This window comes from Aequorivita vitellina (assembly GCF_022008365.1).
Classification (GTDB): Bacteria; Bacteroidota; Bacteroidia; order Flavobacteriales; family Flavobacteriaceae; genus Aequorivita; species Aequorivita vitellina.
This window is the reverse complement of the sequence record NZ_JAIRBA010000018.1, coordinates 16,063-34,848: the sequence shown is the minus strand read 5'-3', so window position 1 is coordinate 34,848 and position 18,786 is coordinate 16,063. Positions and strand designations below refer to the sequence as shown.

Annotated in this window: 11 protein-coding genes; 5 read left to right on the top strand and 6 right to left on the bottom strand. The window is 37.5% G+C overall.

What is annotated here, in order from left to right; genetic code table 11:
* Positions 1-43 precede the first annotated feature (43 nt).
* From K8089_RS10015 to K8089_RS09990, 6 genes are all read right to left on the bottom strand, one after another.
* A complete protein-coding gene (locus tag K8089_RS10015; RefSeq protein ID WP_237603148.1) occupies positions 44-2,074 on the bottom strand; it encodes an ATP-binding protein in 2,031 nt (676 codons plus the stop codon).
* Positions 2,067-3,341, bottom strand: a complete 1,275-nt coding sequence (locus K8089_RS10010) for an SIR2 family protein (RefSeq protein ID WP_237603147.1) — start codon at positions 3,339-3,341, stop codon at positions 2,067-2,069. Before K8089_RS10010 ends, K8089_RS10015 begins: the two co-directional genes overlap by 8 nt.
* A gap of 1 nt (position 3,342) precedes the next feature.
* A complete protein-coding gene (locus K8089_RS10005) occupies positions 3,343-4,635 on the bottom strand; it encodes a restriction endonuclease subunit S (RefSeq protein WP_237603146.1) in 1,293 nt (430 codons plus the stop codon).
* Positions 4,619-6,187: a type I restriction-modification system subunit M gene (locus K8089_RS10000; protein WP_237603145.1), complete on the bottom strand. Its 1,569-nt coding sequence runs from the start codon at positions 6,185-6,187 to the stop codon at positions 4,619-4,621. Before K8089_RS10000 ends, K8089_RS10005 begins: the two co-directional genes overlap by 17 nt.
* Before the next feature lie 264 nt (positions 6,188-6,451).
* The gene (locus K8089_RS09995; protein ID WP_237603144.1) at positions 6,452-7,795 is read right to left on the bottom strand and encodes a sensor histidine kinase; all 1,344 of its coding nucleotides are present in this window, start codon (positions 7,793-7,795) and stop codon (positions 6,452-6,454) included.
* A complete protein-coding gene (locus tag K8089_RS09990) occupies positions 7,785-9,128 on the bottom strand; it encodes a sigma-54-dependent transcriptional regulator (RefSeq protein ID WP_237603143.1) in 1,344 nt (447 codons plus the stop codon). Before K8089_RS09990 ends, K8089_RS09995 begins: the two co-directional genes overlap by 11 nt.
* A gap of 206 nt (positions 9,129-9,334) precedes the next feature.
* Between K8089_RS09990 and K8089_RS09985 the strand changes: the two genes are divergently transcribed.
* The 5 genes from K8089_RS09985 to K8089_RS09965 all read left to right on the top strand — a co-directional run bounded on the left by K8089_RS09985 (position 9,335) and on the right by K8089_RS09965 (position 18,778).
* Positions 9,335-10,585: an efflux RND transporter periplasmic adaptor subunit gene (locus K8089_RS09985; RefSeq protein ID WP_237603142.1), complete on the top strand. Its 1,251-nt coding sequence runs from the start codon at positions 9,335-9,337 to the stop codon at positions 10,583-10,585.
* 123 nt (positions 10,586-10,708) lie between these two features.
* Positions 10,709-11,401, top strand: coding sequence for an ABC transporter ATP-binding protein (locus K8089_RS09980; RefSeq protein WP_237603141.1), 693 nt, complete (start codon positions 10,709-10,711; stop codon positions 11,399-11,401).
* A gap of 16 nt (positions 11,402-11,417) precedes the next feature.
* Positions 11,418-13,865 (top strand): ABC transporter permease, encoded by a 2,448-nt coding sequence (locus tag K8089_RS09975; protein WP_237603140.1) that lies wholly within the window; start codon positions 11,418-11,420, stop codon positions 13,863-13,865.
* 54 nt (positions 13,866-13,919) lie between these two features.
* On the top strand, positions 13,920-16,319 hold the full coding sequence (locus K8089_RS09970) for an ABC transporter permease (protein ID WP_237603139.1): 2,400 nt from the start codon (positions 13,920-13,922) through the stop codon (positions 16,317-16,319).
* Positions 16,320-16,357: 38 nt separating this feature from the next.
* The gene (locus K8089_RS09965) at positions 16,358-18,778 is read left to right on the top strand and encodes an ABC transporter permease (RefSeq protein WP_237603138.1); all 2,421 of its coding nucleotides are present in this window, start codon (positions 16,358-16,360) and stop codon (positions 18,776-18,778) included.
* The last annotated feature ends 8 nt before the right edge of the window (positions 18,779-18,786 follow it).

The window sequence follows — 18,786 nt, the reverse complement described above, 5'->3', positions numbered from 1 at the left end:
ATTTGATGGAACGTTTATGATAAAAGGAACGCCATAATTTTATTCATTTCTTTTCTTGCCAATCATCTGCAATTTCTTTCCAATTCACATTTCTTGACACCTCTTCTCCCAAAATATTCTTTCTAGTCCAAACATCCCAAAAATCAGGATCGTCCGATTGTGGTCTTTGGTGACTAGGCAAATCACGAATCTTAACAAGTATTGGTAGTTCTGAAGCCCATCCTAGCAATATTGCATTTTGTGAAGGTAATGAAGGTAATTCTTTTAACAACCCTCTAAAAGTATCAGGAAGAAGTCTTCCAACTAGCTCTTGATCACGATCATTACTGATTCGATGTAAAATAAAACTGTTACACTGCGAAAGAACTGTTTGAGATAATTCTGATGGTCTTTGTGATGATAGTACTAATCCAAGACCAAATTTCCGTCCTTCTCTCGCTATTTTTTCAAAAACTTTGGTGCAAATTGCGGAAGGATTTCCTTCACCATTATCATTGTATCGGGTTATAAACGAATGTGCTTCTTCCATAACCATAACGGTCGGTAAGCTTTTAGCATTTAGTTTTCGATAACGCTGTAATGCCTCAAAAATAATTCTTGAAATCACCGAAGTAGTAATATGGGTGATTTCCGAAGGAACCAAAGAAAGATCTATTATAGTAATCGAGGCGCTTTGCCCATTTCCAAGATACCTATCTAACCATTTATCAAGCTCTATATTTATTTTATCACCAATTACGGCATCCATACGCGAATCCGAGAGAAGAGTTCGTGTTCTAGCAATAAGAAATTCTAAGTATTGTTCATTATTCGTTTCTTGTGCCAATGCTTCCAAATAACTTAAGAAAACATCCCCTTTAAAAGGAATCGGAATGTCTTCATTCTTAGGATAAAGTTCAATATCGTCTCCACCTAAATTTTTGAAAGTTAATCTAATTAAATTTATGAGGTTTTCAATTTCTTTATTTGTAAACTCAGTATAGTTAACCCAACCATTGTCCTGAACCTTTTTATGATCGGTAATTAGTTTGTTAATCAATACTACAAGTTCTTTAAGTACATCTTGCAAAGTGTCAAAACCTTCTAAAGAAATACCCCAAACAACCAATCTTTCAATAAAGTTTTTATTATGGGGAAAACCATTATAGGGTTCGCCTTTGTTTTCACTTGAAATCGTAGATTGAAGGATAATGCCAACAAATTTCTTCGCTTTCAGCTTTGGGTCACTTTGAAATTCAAGCTCCTCATTTCTCATCGCTCTTAGAGCTCGTTTTAAAAGTGGTAACTGGGCTCCAGGTTTAGCCTGTGTAAAACCTCTCCACTCTTCACTATTCCACATCCATAAGGGCACCTCCAAACTGTTTTCATCCTCCCCATTTACCTTTAAGACCTTTGCCTTATCTCCAAAAACTTTCCCATATTCACCATTAGGATCGAGAATCACAAATCTTGAATTTGTGTTATCTCCCAATTCAGTTGCCTCAAGTGACCATTGAATAAGTCCCGCAACAGTGCAAGACTTTCCGCTTCCTGTATTACCTAATACTGCCAGATGCCTTCCAAATAGTCTATCCGGATCAATCTTAACCTCTGCATTGGCAGCTAAAGGACTATGGCCAATTAAAACCCTTCTGTTTAATCCCGATTCCACTATGGATTTTAGTTGCAAGTCCGTTGGAACTAAAACTGGAGAACCGATACTAGGAAAAGAATGCACTCCTCTGTGAAATATAAAGTCCTCCTTTCTCCCTCTTTTTAATATCCCTAAAGGAGCTAATTTCATTTTCCTAAGAGGAAATGGCAAATCGATTAGTCCATAATCTTGGTAACCCTTTCTTTTGGGAAAGGGAGATCGTTCCACTGCAATCCATTCCACTTGACAAACGATTTGTCCTCCTTCGTTTGGTACTAAAACATAACTATTGATTCTTGGAAATTCTCTTGGCACTCCTGCATTTGCAGCAATCCCATCAGGGGCATCTATGTCTAGTTGTACCCTTATCTCACTGGGTGAGACGAATTCAACTACGCCAATTCTGAGAGAAGCTTGGTTTTCTATGGGCGTTCTACTCATTTTGTTCTTCTTTATGTGAATTAGAAGCTGTAACTCCTCTTACCTTGAGTAAATCTGCCATTTTATAGGTTGTTTTATCAATAGCAGGTTTCGGTAAATAGTTATCAACTAAAATTTTCAAATCACCAAAATGTTTACCTAATAACAAGGTAATCTGTACTGGACGTTTTGCACTTAAATAAAACCTTTTAATTCTATCGCCTACATCATCAAAAGCAATTATTACTATATGGGTTGAAGGTATAGTTAACATATCTCTTAAGACCCTATTAATATGGTCATCTCCGAAACTATAACCGTAAGTTACAATTGTGGAATTAGGTCTAATTATTGAACTTGCAAAATCCCTGAACAGCTCAACATAAGGATATTCTGCTGTTTCACGATCTTTTGATGCATTTGGATAAATCATTAAACTGCCTTCTGGATTGAACGTGCTTATGTTTGGAGCACCATAAGGCAATGAAAATCTTTTAACTACATCATCTTTTGCCACCCAATCCAATGACCCATGAAGTTTGGTGAAATTTATCACACCTTCTAAGTACCTTGGCTCTCCCCTTATCCCAGGAGGATTGTAATGAAGATCAATATTTAGACGGGAAGAGCGAAATATGGGAGAAATGCTTCCAACAAACCTATCTATTAAATGAAGTCCAGCAAGTTCAGCTCCAAATTCTAATACTCTATCATAGTTTGTGGTAAACAAATTAAGCCTTTCCCGTGTAGCTATTCTGCTAGCGAAACTCAGCATAAAATTCATAAGGTATTCTGCAGGCTCATTCTTTTTAGAAGTAACGATATTTTTTTCAGATTCTAAAACACTATTTGCGAATTTCTCTATGCCATTTTCTAGTTCTTCTTCTAGAGTTTTAAGTTTATTATTTAACTCTTCTGTATTTAATATTTGAAGTCCTTTAATTAGCTCATTAATTGTTCGGATTTCATCTTCAATATTCGGTTCACCTCGCCCAGATCTTTCTGCTGATTCCTTAGCCCTAATTTTAATCTCCTCTTTAAATTCGGTCACCGCCATAGATCCCATTCCCGCACCAGCATTCCCAGTAGCTAAGTAATGTACTGCCGAAGAAACACCTGCTCCAGTAAGAAGTGACAAATGCTCACTTTGAAATAAAGCGGTTAACCATGGTTCAATGATATCTCTTAAATATTCTGTATCAAGATCATCAATAATAGTAGGCTCCTTATATTCCCTTAACTTAATCACATGATTTCCATGCCATGCCTTTTCCTCCATATTTTCCATTTTATAATATTTTTACTATTTCTTCCTCACTCCCAACAGTCGCCTTTTTGGAAAGAAGAAGTTTCTGAAGTTGATTTAACTTTTGATTTAAAGCTTCTGAATTACTTCTCTTATCCATAATTACTGTAATCGTCTTTTCAAAATCATTCAATGTATATTGGTTTGGGAAAATAACATTAAAGCTTTCAATTTCAGATTTAGTTATTGCTTGTCTTGTTGACCCAGATTCACTAACGCCTACCAATTCCGTTTTTGAATCGGTCGAACATAGGTTGAACAATAAATAATTATTTAAAGAAAAAGATCTTTTAGGTCTAATGAGCATGACGTGTTGATTAATTCTAGCTGGAAGAATATTTTTTGGGACAATACAACATCTTGCAACTGATGCTCCTGTTATATTAAATAAAATATCATTCTCCTCAATTTTCACATTATTTAATTTAGCGGCCTGTTTTTCATTTATATACGCTAAATCATTTTCCAGAAATTTAAAATCATATACATTCATACTTCTAATTAGAGAAATCCCAGTAGTTTGATAAGCTTGTTTACCTCCTGTCGGCGTTGAACCACTTGAAATCTTTTCACAAATTTCTTTAAGTGGTAGAACCTCCCAACCGTCTGGAATCTCCCCATCCAATTCCTCATTGTAAACCATCACCCCACCAGAAGACTTATAAGGCTTTCCTTTCAAATCGGGCTTGCCCTGAGCGAAGTCGAAGGGAAACTCAAAATCCACAAACCAATGTTTATAAAGAGCCTGTGCCGTTTCTTCCAGCTTTTGGTTTAGCTGTTCGTTTAAATCAATACGTTTTGTGATTGTGTGGTATTCGTTAACTATTTCTTGTTGGGTTTCTAAGGAGGGAACAGGTAGTTCAAAATCCATAAAATCTTCCCATTCTAAGCTACCTCTTACACCACCAACCGCATGAAAAGTTGCTTGTCTGTCAAATTCACTACGGGTAAACCACATCATTAAATATTCAGGCAAAAGCAATGAAGTATCGACCACTTCAAACACAGGGTAGGCTTGTGAGATAATCGCCTCTTCAAAATCTCTTAATAATGCTACTGGCATTTTGCCATCACGGCGCACCTGCATTACACTACACGCAAACTGGTTTTTACGAATGATTTTGTAATTCTTCATATCTGTACCAATTATATTGGCAACAGAGGGAATAAATTGTTTTGAAATACTCAACCCCAAGAGGTTTGTAACTTCCAAATCAACGTTCCGTTCATCTACAAGTGCTATATAATCTCCAATCCGTTTATAACTCGATCTCATACCCCAATTCCTTAAACACTTTTAATAACTCTGCTTTGCTTTCTTCTTCCTGTTTCAACAAATCAGTAATTTCACTTTGCAAGCTTTGCATTTTGGTATCAAAATCAATATTCTCGTCCCGGTTTATAAACTCAATATACTTGCTGGGTACTAGGGAAAAATCCTTCTTTGCAATTTCTTCCGTTGTTGCGCTATAACAGTATTCAGGCATATCTTTATAATCAGATTCACTCTGCTGCCAAATGTGGTAGGTTTCTGCAATATCCTTTATATGCTGCTCCCCAAACTGGATAAACTTTTTCTCGAAGGGTTCTCCAATTTGTCGTAGATCCATAAACAAGACTTCATTCTCACGGTCTCTATAATTCCGCTGCTCATCACCAATACTTTTTGTATGCGCCTTCTTATTCTTGTTCAATATCCAAAGTGTAACACTGATATTGGTGGTGTAAAACATGTTTTGTGGCAAAATAACAATCGCCTCCACCAAATTGTTTTCAATCAACTTGCGGCGTATTTTATACTCATCTCCGCCTCCACTCAAAGCACCATTTGCCAAGATAAAGCCTGCTACGCCATTGTCAGAAAGCTTACTTACCATATTTAATATCCAACCGTAATTGGCGTTGCTTTTTGGCGGCACTTCATAGCCCATCCAGCGTGGGTCGTCCACTAATTCGTTTTCGGCTCGCCAATCTTTTTGGTTAAAAGGTGGGTTTGCCATAATGTAATCGGCTTTTAAATCTGGGTGTTGGTCTAGCGCAAAAGTGTCTGCTGCCCGTTCGCCTAAATTTGCTGCTATCCCACGAATGGCAAGGTTCATCTTAGCCAACTTATAGGTAGTGGTGGTATATTCTTGCCCATAAATACTCACCTCCTGCTTGTTCCCGTGATGACTCTCAATAAACTTAATAGACTGCACAAACATACCGCCAGAACCACAGGCGGGATCATAGATAATCCCTTTATAGGGTTCTATCATTGTTGCAATAAGGTTTACAATACTTTTGGGAGTGTAGAACTCTCCTTTTCCCTTACCTTCGGCAAGGGCAAACTTGGAGAGAAAGTATTCATAAACACGACCAACAATATCCTGTGCCTTATCACTCTGAGTATCTATTTTATTGATAGTATCGAGCAAAGAGGCCAATTTGCTTTTGTCCAATTGCAGTCGGCTAAAATAGTTATCAGGCAAAGCGCCTTTAAGACTGGGGTTGTTTTTTTCTATTTGATGAAGCGCTGTATCAATCTTGAGCGCAATGTCATCCTGTTTGGCGTTTTTTATTATGTAATTCCAACGAGAAGTCTCAGCAAGATAAAACACATTGCTTTGGTTGTAGAATTCTTTCATCTCTACATATTTTTCCTTGCCATCGGCAATAAGTTCCGCCCGTCTGGCTTCAAACTTATCACTGGCAAACTTTAGGAAAATAAGTCCAAGCACTACATGCTTATACTCAGCAGACTCTACCGAACCTCTTAATTTATTTGCAGATTCCCACAGGGTTTCTTCTATTGATTTTTGTTTTTTGGGGGTGTTCTTTTTGGCCATTCAAATATTGGTTGAGTAGTTATTTCTTCAAATATAAAACAATACAAATGCATCCCATTACGGGAAACCGCATTTGGGGTAAATTTTTCTGGATCGCCTTCGCTGAAGCTACGGCGACCAATGGGGAGAGACTCAAATATATCAAATCTTTAAGATACTCCTGCCTAAAAAAATACTTTTCGCGTTAAAAGGATTTTTGAGCGATGAGGGACGAGGGACAACCAACAACATATACACCATTTCACAAAATGATTATAAATAGTTCTAAAACAATAGGCTTATTACAGTGCCTTCACCCTCGCTACTCTTTATTTGGATACGACCTTTGTGAAGTAGCATAATCTGTTTGCTTAAACTCAAGCCCACACCGCTTCCTGTTTTCTTAGTACTGAAAAAAGGTACAAAAACACTGTCCCTGATTTCTTCGGGAATGCCTTTTCCATTATCTAACACTTTAATTATCCCAGTCCCGTTCAGGTTCTTGTGGGCTATCAATCGAATATTTGCATCTTCAATATGCTGGCAGGCATCTATGGCGTTTAGGATTAAATTAATTAAAACCTGTTCTATTAGATAGCTATCTATATTTATTTGAAGATTAGGAGGCTCAATTAAAAAGTCGATCGCTATCCCATTGCTTTCAATAGAAGGCTGCATTAGGGTCTGTATATTTTTGAAAAGTTCTGCTATTTTTACTTCTGCCAGATTTAATTCGGTTACTTTGTTTAGACTGCGAAAGGTTTTAGCAAACTTCAAAAGCCCATCGCTCCGTTTTTTTATGGTTTTAATTCCAGAATTCAGATCCTCAATATTTAATGGATTGCTTTTAGCATCGTCCAAATTATTCTGGATATTAGTCTCCAAGGTCTCTGCCAGGGAAGAAATGGGCGCTATGCTGTTCATAATCTCATGGGTCATCACGCTAAGCAGTTTCTTCCAGGCCTCAGATTCGTTTTGATTTAATGTTTCCTCTATATTTTGCAATACAATGAGCTTAAATGAATTTTCCTCCATTTCAAAAACGGTATCGGAAATAAGGACTTTTAAGCTTTCCTGTTTCATTTCCAGCAGTACCGATGCTGTGGTGGAATGATAGGTTTCAAAGAGTTCATCAAAAATCTGTGGATGTCTCTTTTCCATAAAACTGATATTTTTAAAGGCGGGTAGGTCCAAGGTTTTTAATATGGAATCATTCGCCCAAAGCACTGCGCCACTTTCCACATTGTAGGCAATGATGCCAATATCTACCATTTCCAGAATTTTCTGAAGATATAGAAATTGAGCTTCTCGTTCGCTATCGATACTTTTGATGGTGTGGTTTACTAAGTTAAAGCCCTTGTGAAGTTCACGAATGTCTTGGGCACCATGTGTTTCGGAAAACCAACGGGAAAAATCTCGGTATTTTATCGATTCAAAAAAATCGTCCATCGCCACAAATCGTTTTAATACAAAATGGTACAGCTGATAAATGGAAAAAAGCGAGAGACAAATGCCAGCTATTAAGACATAGGTATTGGGCAAAACAATTCCAAAAGCAAGAACCAACAGCGAAATGAGCAAGCCCAAAACGCGAAGTGCTAGCGCTATTCTGTAACTTTTATAATTCATATTTATTGAGTCTGCGATAGAGTGCGGCACGCGTAATACCCAACTCCTTTGCAGATTTTGAGATGTTTCCCTTGTTTTTTTCTATCACTCTAAGAATGGCACTTTTTTCAATGGCATCCAGATTTGTTTCTTTTTGCAGAACGGTAGGTTGTGGGCTCTCAATAGCCGAAAAAATCAAATCTGCCGCCTTCAATCTTTGGTCTTCTGCCATGATTACCGTTCGCTCCAAAGCGTATTGTAGTTCCCGAACATTCCCTGCAAAACCATGGCTCTTTAGTTTTTGGATAAAATCTAGCTCCAAACTAAAACTCCCTTTGCCGTACTTGTCTGCATAAAAATCTATAAAATAATGGGCGAGCAAAGTTATATCCTTTCCCCTCTCGCGTAGTGGAGGTATGGTTATATCAACTGTGTTTATACGATAGATAAGGTCTTTTCGGAATTTTTCTTCATCGGCTAAATTGTTTATGGACAAGTTGGTGGCGCAAATTAAACGGATATCAATCTCTATGGACTGGTTGGCCCCAATAGGTGTTACCTGCCTATTTTGCAAGACCGTGAGCAGTCGTGCTTGCTGGCGTAGCGAAATATTTCCTATTTCATCCAAAAACAATGTGCCTCCATTGGCGGCTTCAAAACGTCCTTTTCTATCTTCGCGTGCATCGGTAAAGGCCCCCTTTTTATAACCGAAAAGTTCGCTTTCGAAAAGGCTTTCGGTGAGCGCCCCTACATCTACTTTTACGAAGGGCATGTTTTTACGAAGGGAATTCTCGTGAATGGCTTTGGCTATCAAATCTTTTCCCGTGCCGTTTTCACCTAAAATAAGTATGTTGGCATCTGTAGGAGCCACTTTTTTAAGCTTTACAAATACCTCCTGCATGACTTCACTCTCCCCTATTATTTTGGTTTCGGAATTTAGATTGGTTTTTTGGCCTTTTGGACGCTTCTTTTTCTCTACCAACTCCCTAACTGTTTCCAGTATTTTTTCATTTTTCCAGGGTTTTACAATAAAGTCGGAAGCGCCTTGCTTTAAGGATCGTATTGCAAGGTCTATATCGCCGTAGGCAGTTATGAGTATTACATCCACATTTGGATTTTGTTTCTTTATTTTATTGAGCCAGAAAATACCTTCATTACCCGTATTAACAAGTCCGTTAAAATTCATATCCAGGATAACAACATCAAAGTTGTGCTCCTGCATTAAACTTTGGATGGTATTTGGGTTTTTATTGACAACAACTTCCTTGACTTTAGATTTAAGCAAAAGCCGAAGTGCAACGAGCACATCCTCATCGTCGTCTATAACTAGAATGTTGGCATTATGTAAAAGCATGGTTACAATATTAACAAATTCTGAATTTAGAACTTATAAATACGCCTTGATAATTCAGAATTAAAAAAAGTGTATCGGCAGCGAACAGGAGGTGTATCAAAAGCGGACACTATTAAATTTTATATTTCACACAAAATACTGATAAACAGTTGTTTATTTTTTTGGCATCATATTGACGAGAGATAATATGAAAACCAAATAATACTATGGACATACCTATAAAAAAGAAACGATTTACCATCAAAAAAATACTAACTATAGGTGGTATTGCCCTTTTATTGGCTTTGATTGTTTTTGTAATTATTTCATCTTTTGGCGGTTCAAAATTGAATGTAGAAAAAGAGCGCATCAGTATAAACACTGTGGAAAAAGGTGTTTTTCAAGAAAATATACCCGTAAATGGAATTGTGCTACCTATTACCACAATTTATTTGGATGCCCTTGAAGGGGGTCGTGTGGAGGAAAAGTTTGTAGAGGACGGAGCGATACTAAAGAAGGGCGATCCTATTTTAAGACTTAGCAATACAGACCTTGAACTAAGCCTTGTGAATCAAGAGACACAAGTATATAATTTATTGACCCAGATGCAGATTTCACAGAATGCTGCCCGACAAAACACCATCAATAAATTAAACCAATATACTGATGTGGAGAGTAGCTTAATAGAAGCCAAACGCGTATATGACCTCAACAAAAATTTGTACGATAAGGATGCCATAGGGCGACAGGATTTGGTAAAAGCTGAAAACGATTACAACTATCAGAAAGAGCGCATGAAACTGTCTAGGCAAATTCTAAAGCAGGATTCCCTTGCGGTGAAACAGGAACAGGGACAAGTGCAAAGCAGCTATGCCCGTACCCAAAACGCCTTGGAACTTATGCGCAGGAAGGTAGCAGATCTAGTAGTAAAAGCACCTGTTGATGGGCAACTCACCTCTCTAGATGCTGAAATTGGACAATCTAAAAACAAAGGTGAACGCTTGGGACAATTAGATGTATTAAGTGGCTTTAAGGTGCGCGCAGATATTGATGAGCACTATATTTCTAGGATATACAACGGACAAACGGGTAGTTTTAGCTTTAATGGCAAAAGTTACCAACTGTCTATCAAAAAAGTTTATACCCAAGTTGCCAACGGCCGTTTTCAGGTAGCTATGCAATTTGAGGAAACTGTACCCGAAGGAATTCGTCGCGGACAGACCTTACAGATACGATTGGCTTTGAGCGATGAGAAGCAGGCAGTAATGATTCCTAAGGGAGGTTTTTTCCAAGAAACTGGAGGTAATTGGATTTTTAAGGTAAGTGAAGATGGCAATACCGCCTATAAAACCGAGATAACATTAGGCAGTCAGAATACAGAAAACTATGAAGTATTGAGCGGCCTGGAACCTGGTGATAAAGTAATAACTAGCAGTTATGACAACTATGGAGAGGTCCAGGAATTGATTTTAAAATAGAAAACAGCAGGCAGCGGGCAGCGGGCAGCAAGAAAATAATAAAAACCCGATAACTGATAGCTGATAGCCGAAACCTGATAGCTGAAGCTAAAGGCTGAAAGCTGATAACTCAAAACAATAACTATGATAACAATTACCGATTTAGAAAAATACTACGCCACCGAAGAGGTGCGCACCATTGCCTTGAATAAATTATCCTTTAAGGTAAATGAAGGAGAATTTGTAGCGATAATGGGGCCTTCGGGCTGTGGGAAATCCACTTTGCTGAATATTCTTGGATTATTGGACGACCCTGATGGGGGAAGCTTTGTGTTTAACGGAATAGAAGTAGCAGGCTTTAACGAGCGTAAACGCGCCGACCTCCGGAAGCATAATATTGGATTTGTTTTCCAAAGCTTTAATCTAATTGATGAATTAACCGTTTTTGAAAACGTAGAACTGCCTTTAATCTATACAGGGGTAAAACCAGCAGAGCGCAAGGAACGGGTTGATGCAGTATTGGAAAAAATGCAGATTATGCACAGAAGGAAACACTTTCCGCAACAACTATCAGGGGGGCAACAACAGCGTGTGGCAGTAGCCCGAGCTGTGATAAACAATCCAAAACTGATTCTTGCCGATGAGCCTACAGGAAATTTGGACAGCAGCAACGGAAACGAGGTAATGGATCTTTTAACAGAATTGAATGAAACGGGTACCACCATCATTATGGTTACGCACAGTGAGCACGATGCCAAATATAGCCATCGTATTATAAGAATGCTGGATGGGCAGAAGGTTACAGAGAATGTACTGTCAGAGTATATAAGTAAGTAATAAATAATTCAGCACCGTGATTACAAATTATATCAAAATAGCGTTTCGCAACATTCGGAAAAACAAGCTCTTTTCCTTTATAAATGTTATTAGTCTTGCCATTGGCATAAGCGCTTCTTTTGTAATTGGTTTGATGGTTTATTACGATTTTACTTTTGATAAATTTCATAAAGACGGCAGTCTTATTTATCGTATAACTACCCAATATTCTTCGGCCGAAGGGGAATCTTACAATTACGGTGTTTCGGTTCCGCTTATTGCCGAAGTAAAGCAAAGTGTTACTGGCATTCAACTTGCCACCTCGTTTTTTACGATAGAACCTTCTAAGGTAATGAATGCTTCCTTTTCAAAACCTTTCAACAATCCTGAAAAAGTAATTTATGCCGACACCAATTTCTTTAAGTTTCTAGACTATGATTTTTTGGCGGGTAATGCCATAACTGCTATCGATGCGCCAAACAAAGTGGTTTTAACTGAAAGTCGCGCCAAAAAATATTTCCCCAATAAAAGTTACAATGCTATTATTGGTGAAACGCTTGTTTATGATGATTCGGTTTCTACAAAAGTTACTGCGATTGTTGCCAATTTTAAGGAACGGACAGATTTTACTTTTGAAGAAATTATTTCGGTAGAAACAGGAAAGCAGTCTTATATGAAAGACCAAATCCTTGATGAAAACTGGAACAGCACAAGCTCTAGCACCCAACTATTTATAAAATTGAATTCTGAAAAATCGGTTTCAGCGGTGAAGACACAGTTAAACGAATTGGCGAAAAAAAATGCGAGTGAATATTCAATAAAATATAATGAACACAGAACATTTAAACTTCAGCCGTTAAATGAACTTCATTTTGGCGGCAACTACGGTGTTTTTGACTTTTCAGAATATAAGGCAGATAGAGCCATATTATATAGCCTGTTGTGTATAGCAGCTTTTCTATTGCTCTTAGGGTGCATTAATTTTATAAACCTCAACACAGCGCAAGCCACTCAACGCGCCAAGGAAATTGGCATCCGTAAAACCTTGGGAAGCTCAAAAAAACAATTGGTTTTTCAATTTTTATGGGAAACCTTTTTACTTAACGTGTTTGCGGGAATGCTCTCAATCGGTTTGGCTGCTTTGCTATTGAAAGTTTTCGCTGGATTTATTCCAGAAGGATTACATTTTAGTCTATTTGCAAATCCTCTAATTATTGGTTTTGCAGTTCTTTTAATAATAATCATCACATTTTTATCAGGCTTTTATCCAGCACTTGTTCTTTCATCTTTTAAGCCTGTTTCAGTTTTAAAAAATAGCGTTTTTTCAACTAATAGTCATATTTCTCTTCGGAAGGGACTAATTGTTTTTCAATTTATTATAGCACAAGTTTTCATTATTGCAACTATTGCGGTTGGCAAGCAAATTCATTTTTTAATGGAAAAAGATATGGGATTTAAAACCAATGCCATCACTTATATCCGCACTCCTTGGATGGATTCATCAATCGAAAAAAGGCAATTATTACTTGAAAAACTTAAAACTATCCCACAAATTGAAAAAGTAAGTTTGGGTGGTTCGCCACCAGCTTCTTTTAATACGCATGCCACCAATGTACTTTACTTGGACGGAAAAAAAGAAATACGCAGTAATATAGAATTGCTTTATGGGGATGAAAATTATTTAAAATTATACAACATCAAATTATTAGCAGGAAGAGCGTTGCTGAACGATACAATCCACGAATACATTATAAACGACACCTACCGAAAAACATTAGGTTTTAAAACGCCTCAAGAAGCAATAAACAAAATGGTTGGTGAAGGCAAAAATGCTGTACCCATCGTTGGTGTTATGGCAGATTTTAATCAACGCTCGTTAAAATTGAATATTGAACCAATGGCTTTTATTGGCGATTGGAATAGAAAAGGATATTCGCAATTAAATACAATCCATTTGCAATTAAATGAGACCGATTCAAGAAACTGGTCAACAGTAATTGACAAAGTTGAAGATGCTTGGAAAACCATTTATCCAGAATCTGAATTCAAAATGGATTTTGTAGATAATACCGTTGCAAAGTTTTACGAAAAAGAAAGTAGTATGACCAAACTCTTAAATTGGGCAACGGTACTTTCAGTACTTATTAGCTGCTTAGGACTTTTAGGATTGGTTATTTACACAACCGAGCGCCGTGTAAAAGAAATTGGAATCCGTAAGATTTTGGGAGCCTCATTGTTGCAACTTAACCTATTGCTTTGTAAAGATTTTTTAATACTTATAGGCATTGCATTTTTAATTGCCACTCCAATTGCTTGGTATGGCGTTCACAATTGGCTACAAGGTTACGCAAACAGAACTTCCCTAAGCTGGTGGATCTTTGTTATTTGCGGATTGGGGATAGTTTTATTGGCTTTAGTAATTATGAGTATTAAGACGCTTTCTACTGCTAGCGAAAACCCAGCGAAAAGTTTGAGAAACGAATAAAATAATTAGACTCAACGGTTTCAGAAACCTTTAGAGTTTTTAAAAATATACAAAATGATTAGGAACTATTTTAAAATCGCTTGGCGGAATCTTGGCGCCAATAAGTTGTTTACAACACTAAATGTGGCTGGACTGGCAATTGGTATATGCGTGTGTATAATTTTGTTTACATATGTTTCCAATGAGCTGGGCTTTGATAGGATGTATAAAAATTCAGCTAACATCTATCGCGTTAATATGGAAACCTCTTCCCATTACGATTTTGAAACCTGGGCAACTTTACCCAATGCCGTAGGCCCAGCAATAGTGGAAGATATTCCACAAGTAAAGTCAATGAGCAGACTAATAAAAGATGATTTTGGCGCAACAGCTTCTTTAAAAGTTGAAGATAAAAACTTTACAGAAAAAAGACTGTATTTGGCCGATTCCGCAATATTTAAACTATTTGATTTTAATTTTATAGAAGGAAATAGCCATACTGCATTCAGCAAACCAAAATCTATTGTGGTTTCGCAATCAGCAAAAGAACGGTTATTTAATAATGAATCGGCTTTAGGAAAAACAATCATCGTAAACAACCGAGATACCCTTCAAGTAACAGGTGTTTATAAAGACCTTCCCCATAATAGCGTGATAGACTGTAATATGATCTATAACATTATGGACTCTTGGATGGGAACAAATGTGTATTGGAGCAACGCCAGTTATGAAACCTATTGTTTATTAGAAGCTAATGCAGATGTAGCAGCAATACAAAAACAGGCCACAGCATTAATTGATAAAAATGTTGAAAAGTCGGGGCAATATTTTACAAAATTTCTTTTCCAACCCTTAACAAAAATACACCTATACTCTTCTCATCTTCGAGAATCATACACCTCAAGGCAGGGAAATATTAGTACCGTTAAAAGTTTGCTGTTTCTATCCTTATTGGTTTTGCTTATTGCGTGCATCAATTATATGAACTTGGCCACAGCCAATTCCAGAAAACGTACCAAAAGCATTGGAATGAATAAGGTGCTGGGAGCTAATAAGAGGCAGATGCTTTTCCTTTTTTATATGGAAACCGCTATACTCACATGCATAGCAATTGTAATAGGTTATGCCGCTGCATTTTTGGGTATTCCTTTATTTGAGCGTATTACGGGAAATGAATTGCATTATTCCAATTTGTATTCTACCCCTATTCTAATAAGTCTTTTAGCCATCTGGGCAACAGTAACTCTTATTGCCGGAAGTTATCCCGCAATTTCAATGTCTAATATTTCCCCCTTGGCATTGATGAATAAATCTCAAAAGAAACATCGCGGTGCAGAGTTTGTTCGAAAGGGATTGGTTGTTTTTCAATTTGCTGCTTCCATTATCTTGATTATTGCGGTTGTGATAATTCTTCAGCAAATGGACTTTATCAAAACGAAAGATTTGGGCTATAAACCGGAAGGGGTTGTGGCGCTTTCAGTAAAGTCTGCACAAAATCAACAACAAATTCAAAATCTGATAAACGCTTTGGAAAGAAAGTCGACCGTTAAAAGCGTATCGGCCGTACAGACCATTCCCGGCGATGTGGAAAGTGGCAGATCAGTACGCAAATTAGCTACAGACACTGAAGGACTTCCTGTAAACACCTGCCGTACTTATGGCGATATTATTGAAACCATGCAGTTAAAACTCTTGGCAGGAAATGAACTGCCTACAACTATTGCGAAGGGGGATTCAACTTGTTATACTTTAATAAACGAAGCCATAATTAGCTATTTGGGTTATAAAACACCAGAAGAAGCGGTTGGGAAAAGCATAAATACAGAATTTGGTGATAATGCTATTATTTCTGGTGTGATAAAGGACTTTAATTACAAGTCCGTAAAAGATAAAATTGGGGGATATATGTATTATAAAATGACTGATGGCCCCGAATCGGTTAGGACTTTGCTCGTTCGATACAACACTAAAAACCTTTCTGGGTTTTTGCAAGACGTACAGAAATCTTTTAATGAGAATTTGCCAAATACCGCGTTCGCTTATCAATTTTTAGACAAGTACGTAGAAAACTTATACCTCTCGGAACAGCGAACTGCAAACACAGCTACTGTATTTTCATTATTGGCCATTTTTATTGCGTGCTTAGGACTATTTGGCCTAGCAGCTTTTACAGCCGAGGAACGCACCAAAGAGATTGGGATCCGTAAAGTTTTAGGGGCTACTGTTACAGGAGTCACAAAATTATTGACAAAGGATTTTTTGAAGTTGGTATTAATAGCTTTTGCAATAGCTGTACCCGTAGCTTGGTGGTTGACACACAAATGGCTGATGGAATTTGCCTATCGCACTCAGATAAATTGGTGGGTCTTTGTTATAGCTGGGATAATTGCCATGTGTATTGCTTTGATTACAATCAGTTTTCAAGCTATAAAAACTGCCATTGCCAATCCGGTGGATAGCTTAAGGAACGAGTAGGCTGCTGATAACGGATAAAAAACATAAAATTATACAAGATGATACTGAATTATTTTAAAATCGCATTACGGAATTTATGGAAGGATAGAACTTTTACCTTTCTTAATGTTATTGGGCTTTCCACGGCTTTTTGCGCGGCATTTTTGTTAGGTATGTTCGCCATCTTTGGACTTTCCTTTGATCAGTTTCACGAAAATATTGGTTCTATTTATGAAGTTTACACAAACTCCCAAACCGCTAAAGGCACCGAAATTAGTAATGCAAATCCAATTCCATTTGCAGAGGCCTTAAAGGAAGAGGTCCCTGGTGTTAAAAAAATAACCCGCGTTGCTAATGGGGGACCCTTGGTTACATTTGGAGAAAAAACATTGAAGCTTGATGTTTTATGGGCAGACAGAGACTTCTTCGATATTTTTTCCTTTCCGGTGGTAGGTGGTTCAAAAATCAACCCCCTTCAAAATAAATCATCTATAGCAATTACACGCACGACCGCACAAAAAATATTTGGAGAAATGAATGCCGTTGGACAAACGGTTACTATGCGTCGCGACAATGAAGATGTACCCTTTGTAGTGAGTGCAGTTATTGAGGACATACCTGAGGCTAGTAGCTTTCAGTTTGATGCGATTTTAAATTTTACAGACTTACCAGCTTCCTTTTATGCAGCAAATAAAGACAGGTGGGACGCCCATAACCACCCTGTTTATTTACAGTTGGATGCAGAAACTTCAGCAGCAAAGTTTGAGAAAGCTACCGCTGCCTTTTCAAACCTGCATTTTGCAGATGACATAGCAACCGCAAAAAGGGACGGCGCAAAACCAAATTCAGATGGTGAATATAGACAAATACATCTTTTACCATTTGAGGACATCAGCTTTACCGACTTTAACAGCAATTCGTCAAAAGTGAATAAAACACTCCCCTATTTAATTCTTGGTATCGCATTTCTCATTCTTTTTATAGCCAGTGTAAATTTTATTAATATGGGTATTGCCAAAGGGTCTCAACGCCTTCGGGAAATAGGCATGCGCAAAACTTTGGGGGCTAGCAAAGGGCAACTATTTCTACAATTCTGGGGGGAAAGTATTTTTGTTTTTTCTTTATCAGTTTTTTTTGGAGGTCTGCTGGCCTTACTGCTACTCGATAAATTCCAGACTTTATTCGAGACGAAAGCCTCATTCGCTTTAATTGCAAGCCCGGGAATTGTTCTGGGGCTTCTTTTAAGTTTACTGCTTATTACTTTAATAGCCGGAGGATATCCAGCACTTTTAATGAGCAAGTTGGATACCTTGCTAGCATTAAAGGGCAAACTACAGCATACAGGCAAAAATAAGGTTCGCGATGTTTTGATGGCTGTTCAATTTTGTATTGCAATTTTACTTATTAGTGGAACCCTTGTACTTTGGAGTCAATTGGATTTTATGCGGACAAAGGATCTGGGGTTTAATAAAGAGCAAGTAATTACGCTGCCATTAAACACCAAAAAAGATAGAGCTCAATTATTACAATTACTTCGAAATGCTCTTGAGGGAAAGCCGGGTATTATAAGCGTGACTGCTGCAGACAACATACTAGGACTGGGTAAAGATGGAAGATCATCAACTATCGTAATGGGCTTTGATTATAAGGGAAGGGAAGTTAAAACCAATTTGCTTAATGTAGATTACGACTACCCAAAAACCTTGGATATAGAATTGATTCAAGGGCGAGCCTTTAATAAACAATATGCTTCCGATAGTCTTTCAATTGTTATAAATGAAGCGATGGCCAAGGAGTTTGGTGAGAAAGACCCCTTAAGTGTACGTTTTTTATTGAACGATTCAATTCAATATTCGGTGATTGGTGTTGTAAAGGATTACAATTTTCAAGGTCTAAATAAAACTATTGAGCCCATTAGCTATTTTATGAATCCTAGTTCACCAAAATACTATGCTTTTATAAAAGTAGCTCCCAATAATCTTTCCCAGTCTTACGATAGGGTTAAGGAAGTTTGGAACACTTTGGAGCCCGATACAGAGTTTTTAGGTTCATTTTTGGATGAAAACATAGATCGCACATTAAAAGAAGAGCGCAAAATGACTACAATGATTAGTGCCGGTTCCATACTTGCCATAATTTTAAGTTGTATAGGTCTCTTTGCCATTTCATTGTTAGTGGTAAATCAAAAACGAAAGGAAATTGGAATTCGCAAAGTGGTTGGAGCCAGTACTTCAACTATTACAGTTTTATTATCCAAACAATTTTTAAAACTCGTGGTTTTTGCCTTTTTAATAGCCACGCCTTTAAGTTGGTACCTCACTACACAATGGTTACAGAATTATGCCTACCATATAAATTTAAGTGTATGGATTTTCCTTGCCGCTGGTGGTATTGCTTTTGTTATTGCACTGGCTACCATAAGCGTAAGGACCATTCAGGCGGCTCTACAAAATCCTGTAGATAGTTTGAAAACTGAATAGTGGGTCCT

Excerpts from the sequence above, each read along its gene's own strand:
- K8089_RS10000 (WP_237603145.1), bottom strand. The coding sequence starts at position 6,187 with ATGGCCAAAAAGAACACCCCCAAAAAACAAAAATCAATAGAAGAAACC.
- K8089_RS09965 (WP_237603138.1), top strand. The coding sequence starts at position 16,358 with ATGATACTGAATTATTTTAAAATCGCATTACGGAATTTATGGAAGGAT.
- K8089_RS09980 (WP_237603141.1), top strand. The coding sequence starts at position 10,709 with ATGATAACAATTACCGATTTAGAAAAATACTACGCCACCGAAGAGGTG.
- K8089_RS10015 (WP_237603148.1), bottom strand. The coding sequence starts at position 2,074 with ATGAGTAGAACGCCCATAGAAAACCAAGCTTCTCTCAGAATTGGCGTA.
- K8089_RS09995 (WP_237603144.1), bottom strand. The coding sequence starts at position 7,795 with ATGAATTATAAAAGTTACAGAATAGCGCTAGCACTTCGCGTTTTGGGC.
- K8089_RS09990 (WP_237603143.1), bottom strand. The coding sequence starts at position 9,128 with ATGCTTTTACATAATGCCAACATTCTAGTTATAGACGACGATGAGGAT.
- K8089_RS09970 (WP_237603139.1), top strand. The coding sequence starts at position 13,920 with ATGATTAGGAACTATTTTAAAATCGCTTGGCGGAATCTTGGCGCCAAT.
- K8089_RS09985 (WP_237603142.1), top strand. The coding sequence starts at position 9,335 with ATGGACATACCTATAAAAAAGAAACGATTTACCATCAAAAAAATACTA.
- K8089_RS10005 (WP_237603146.1), bottom strand. The coding sequence starts at position 4,635 with ATGAGATCGAGTTATAAACGGATTGGAGATTATATAGCACTTGTAGAT.
- K8089_RS10010 (WP_237603147.1), bottom strand. The coding sequence starts at position 3,341 with ATGGAAAATATGGAGGAAAAGGCATGGCATGGAAATCATGTGATTAAG.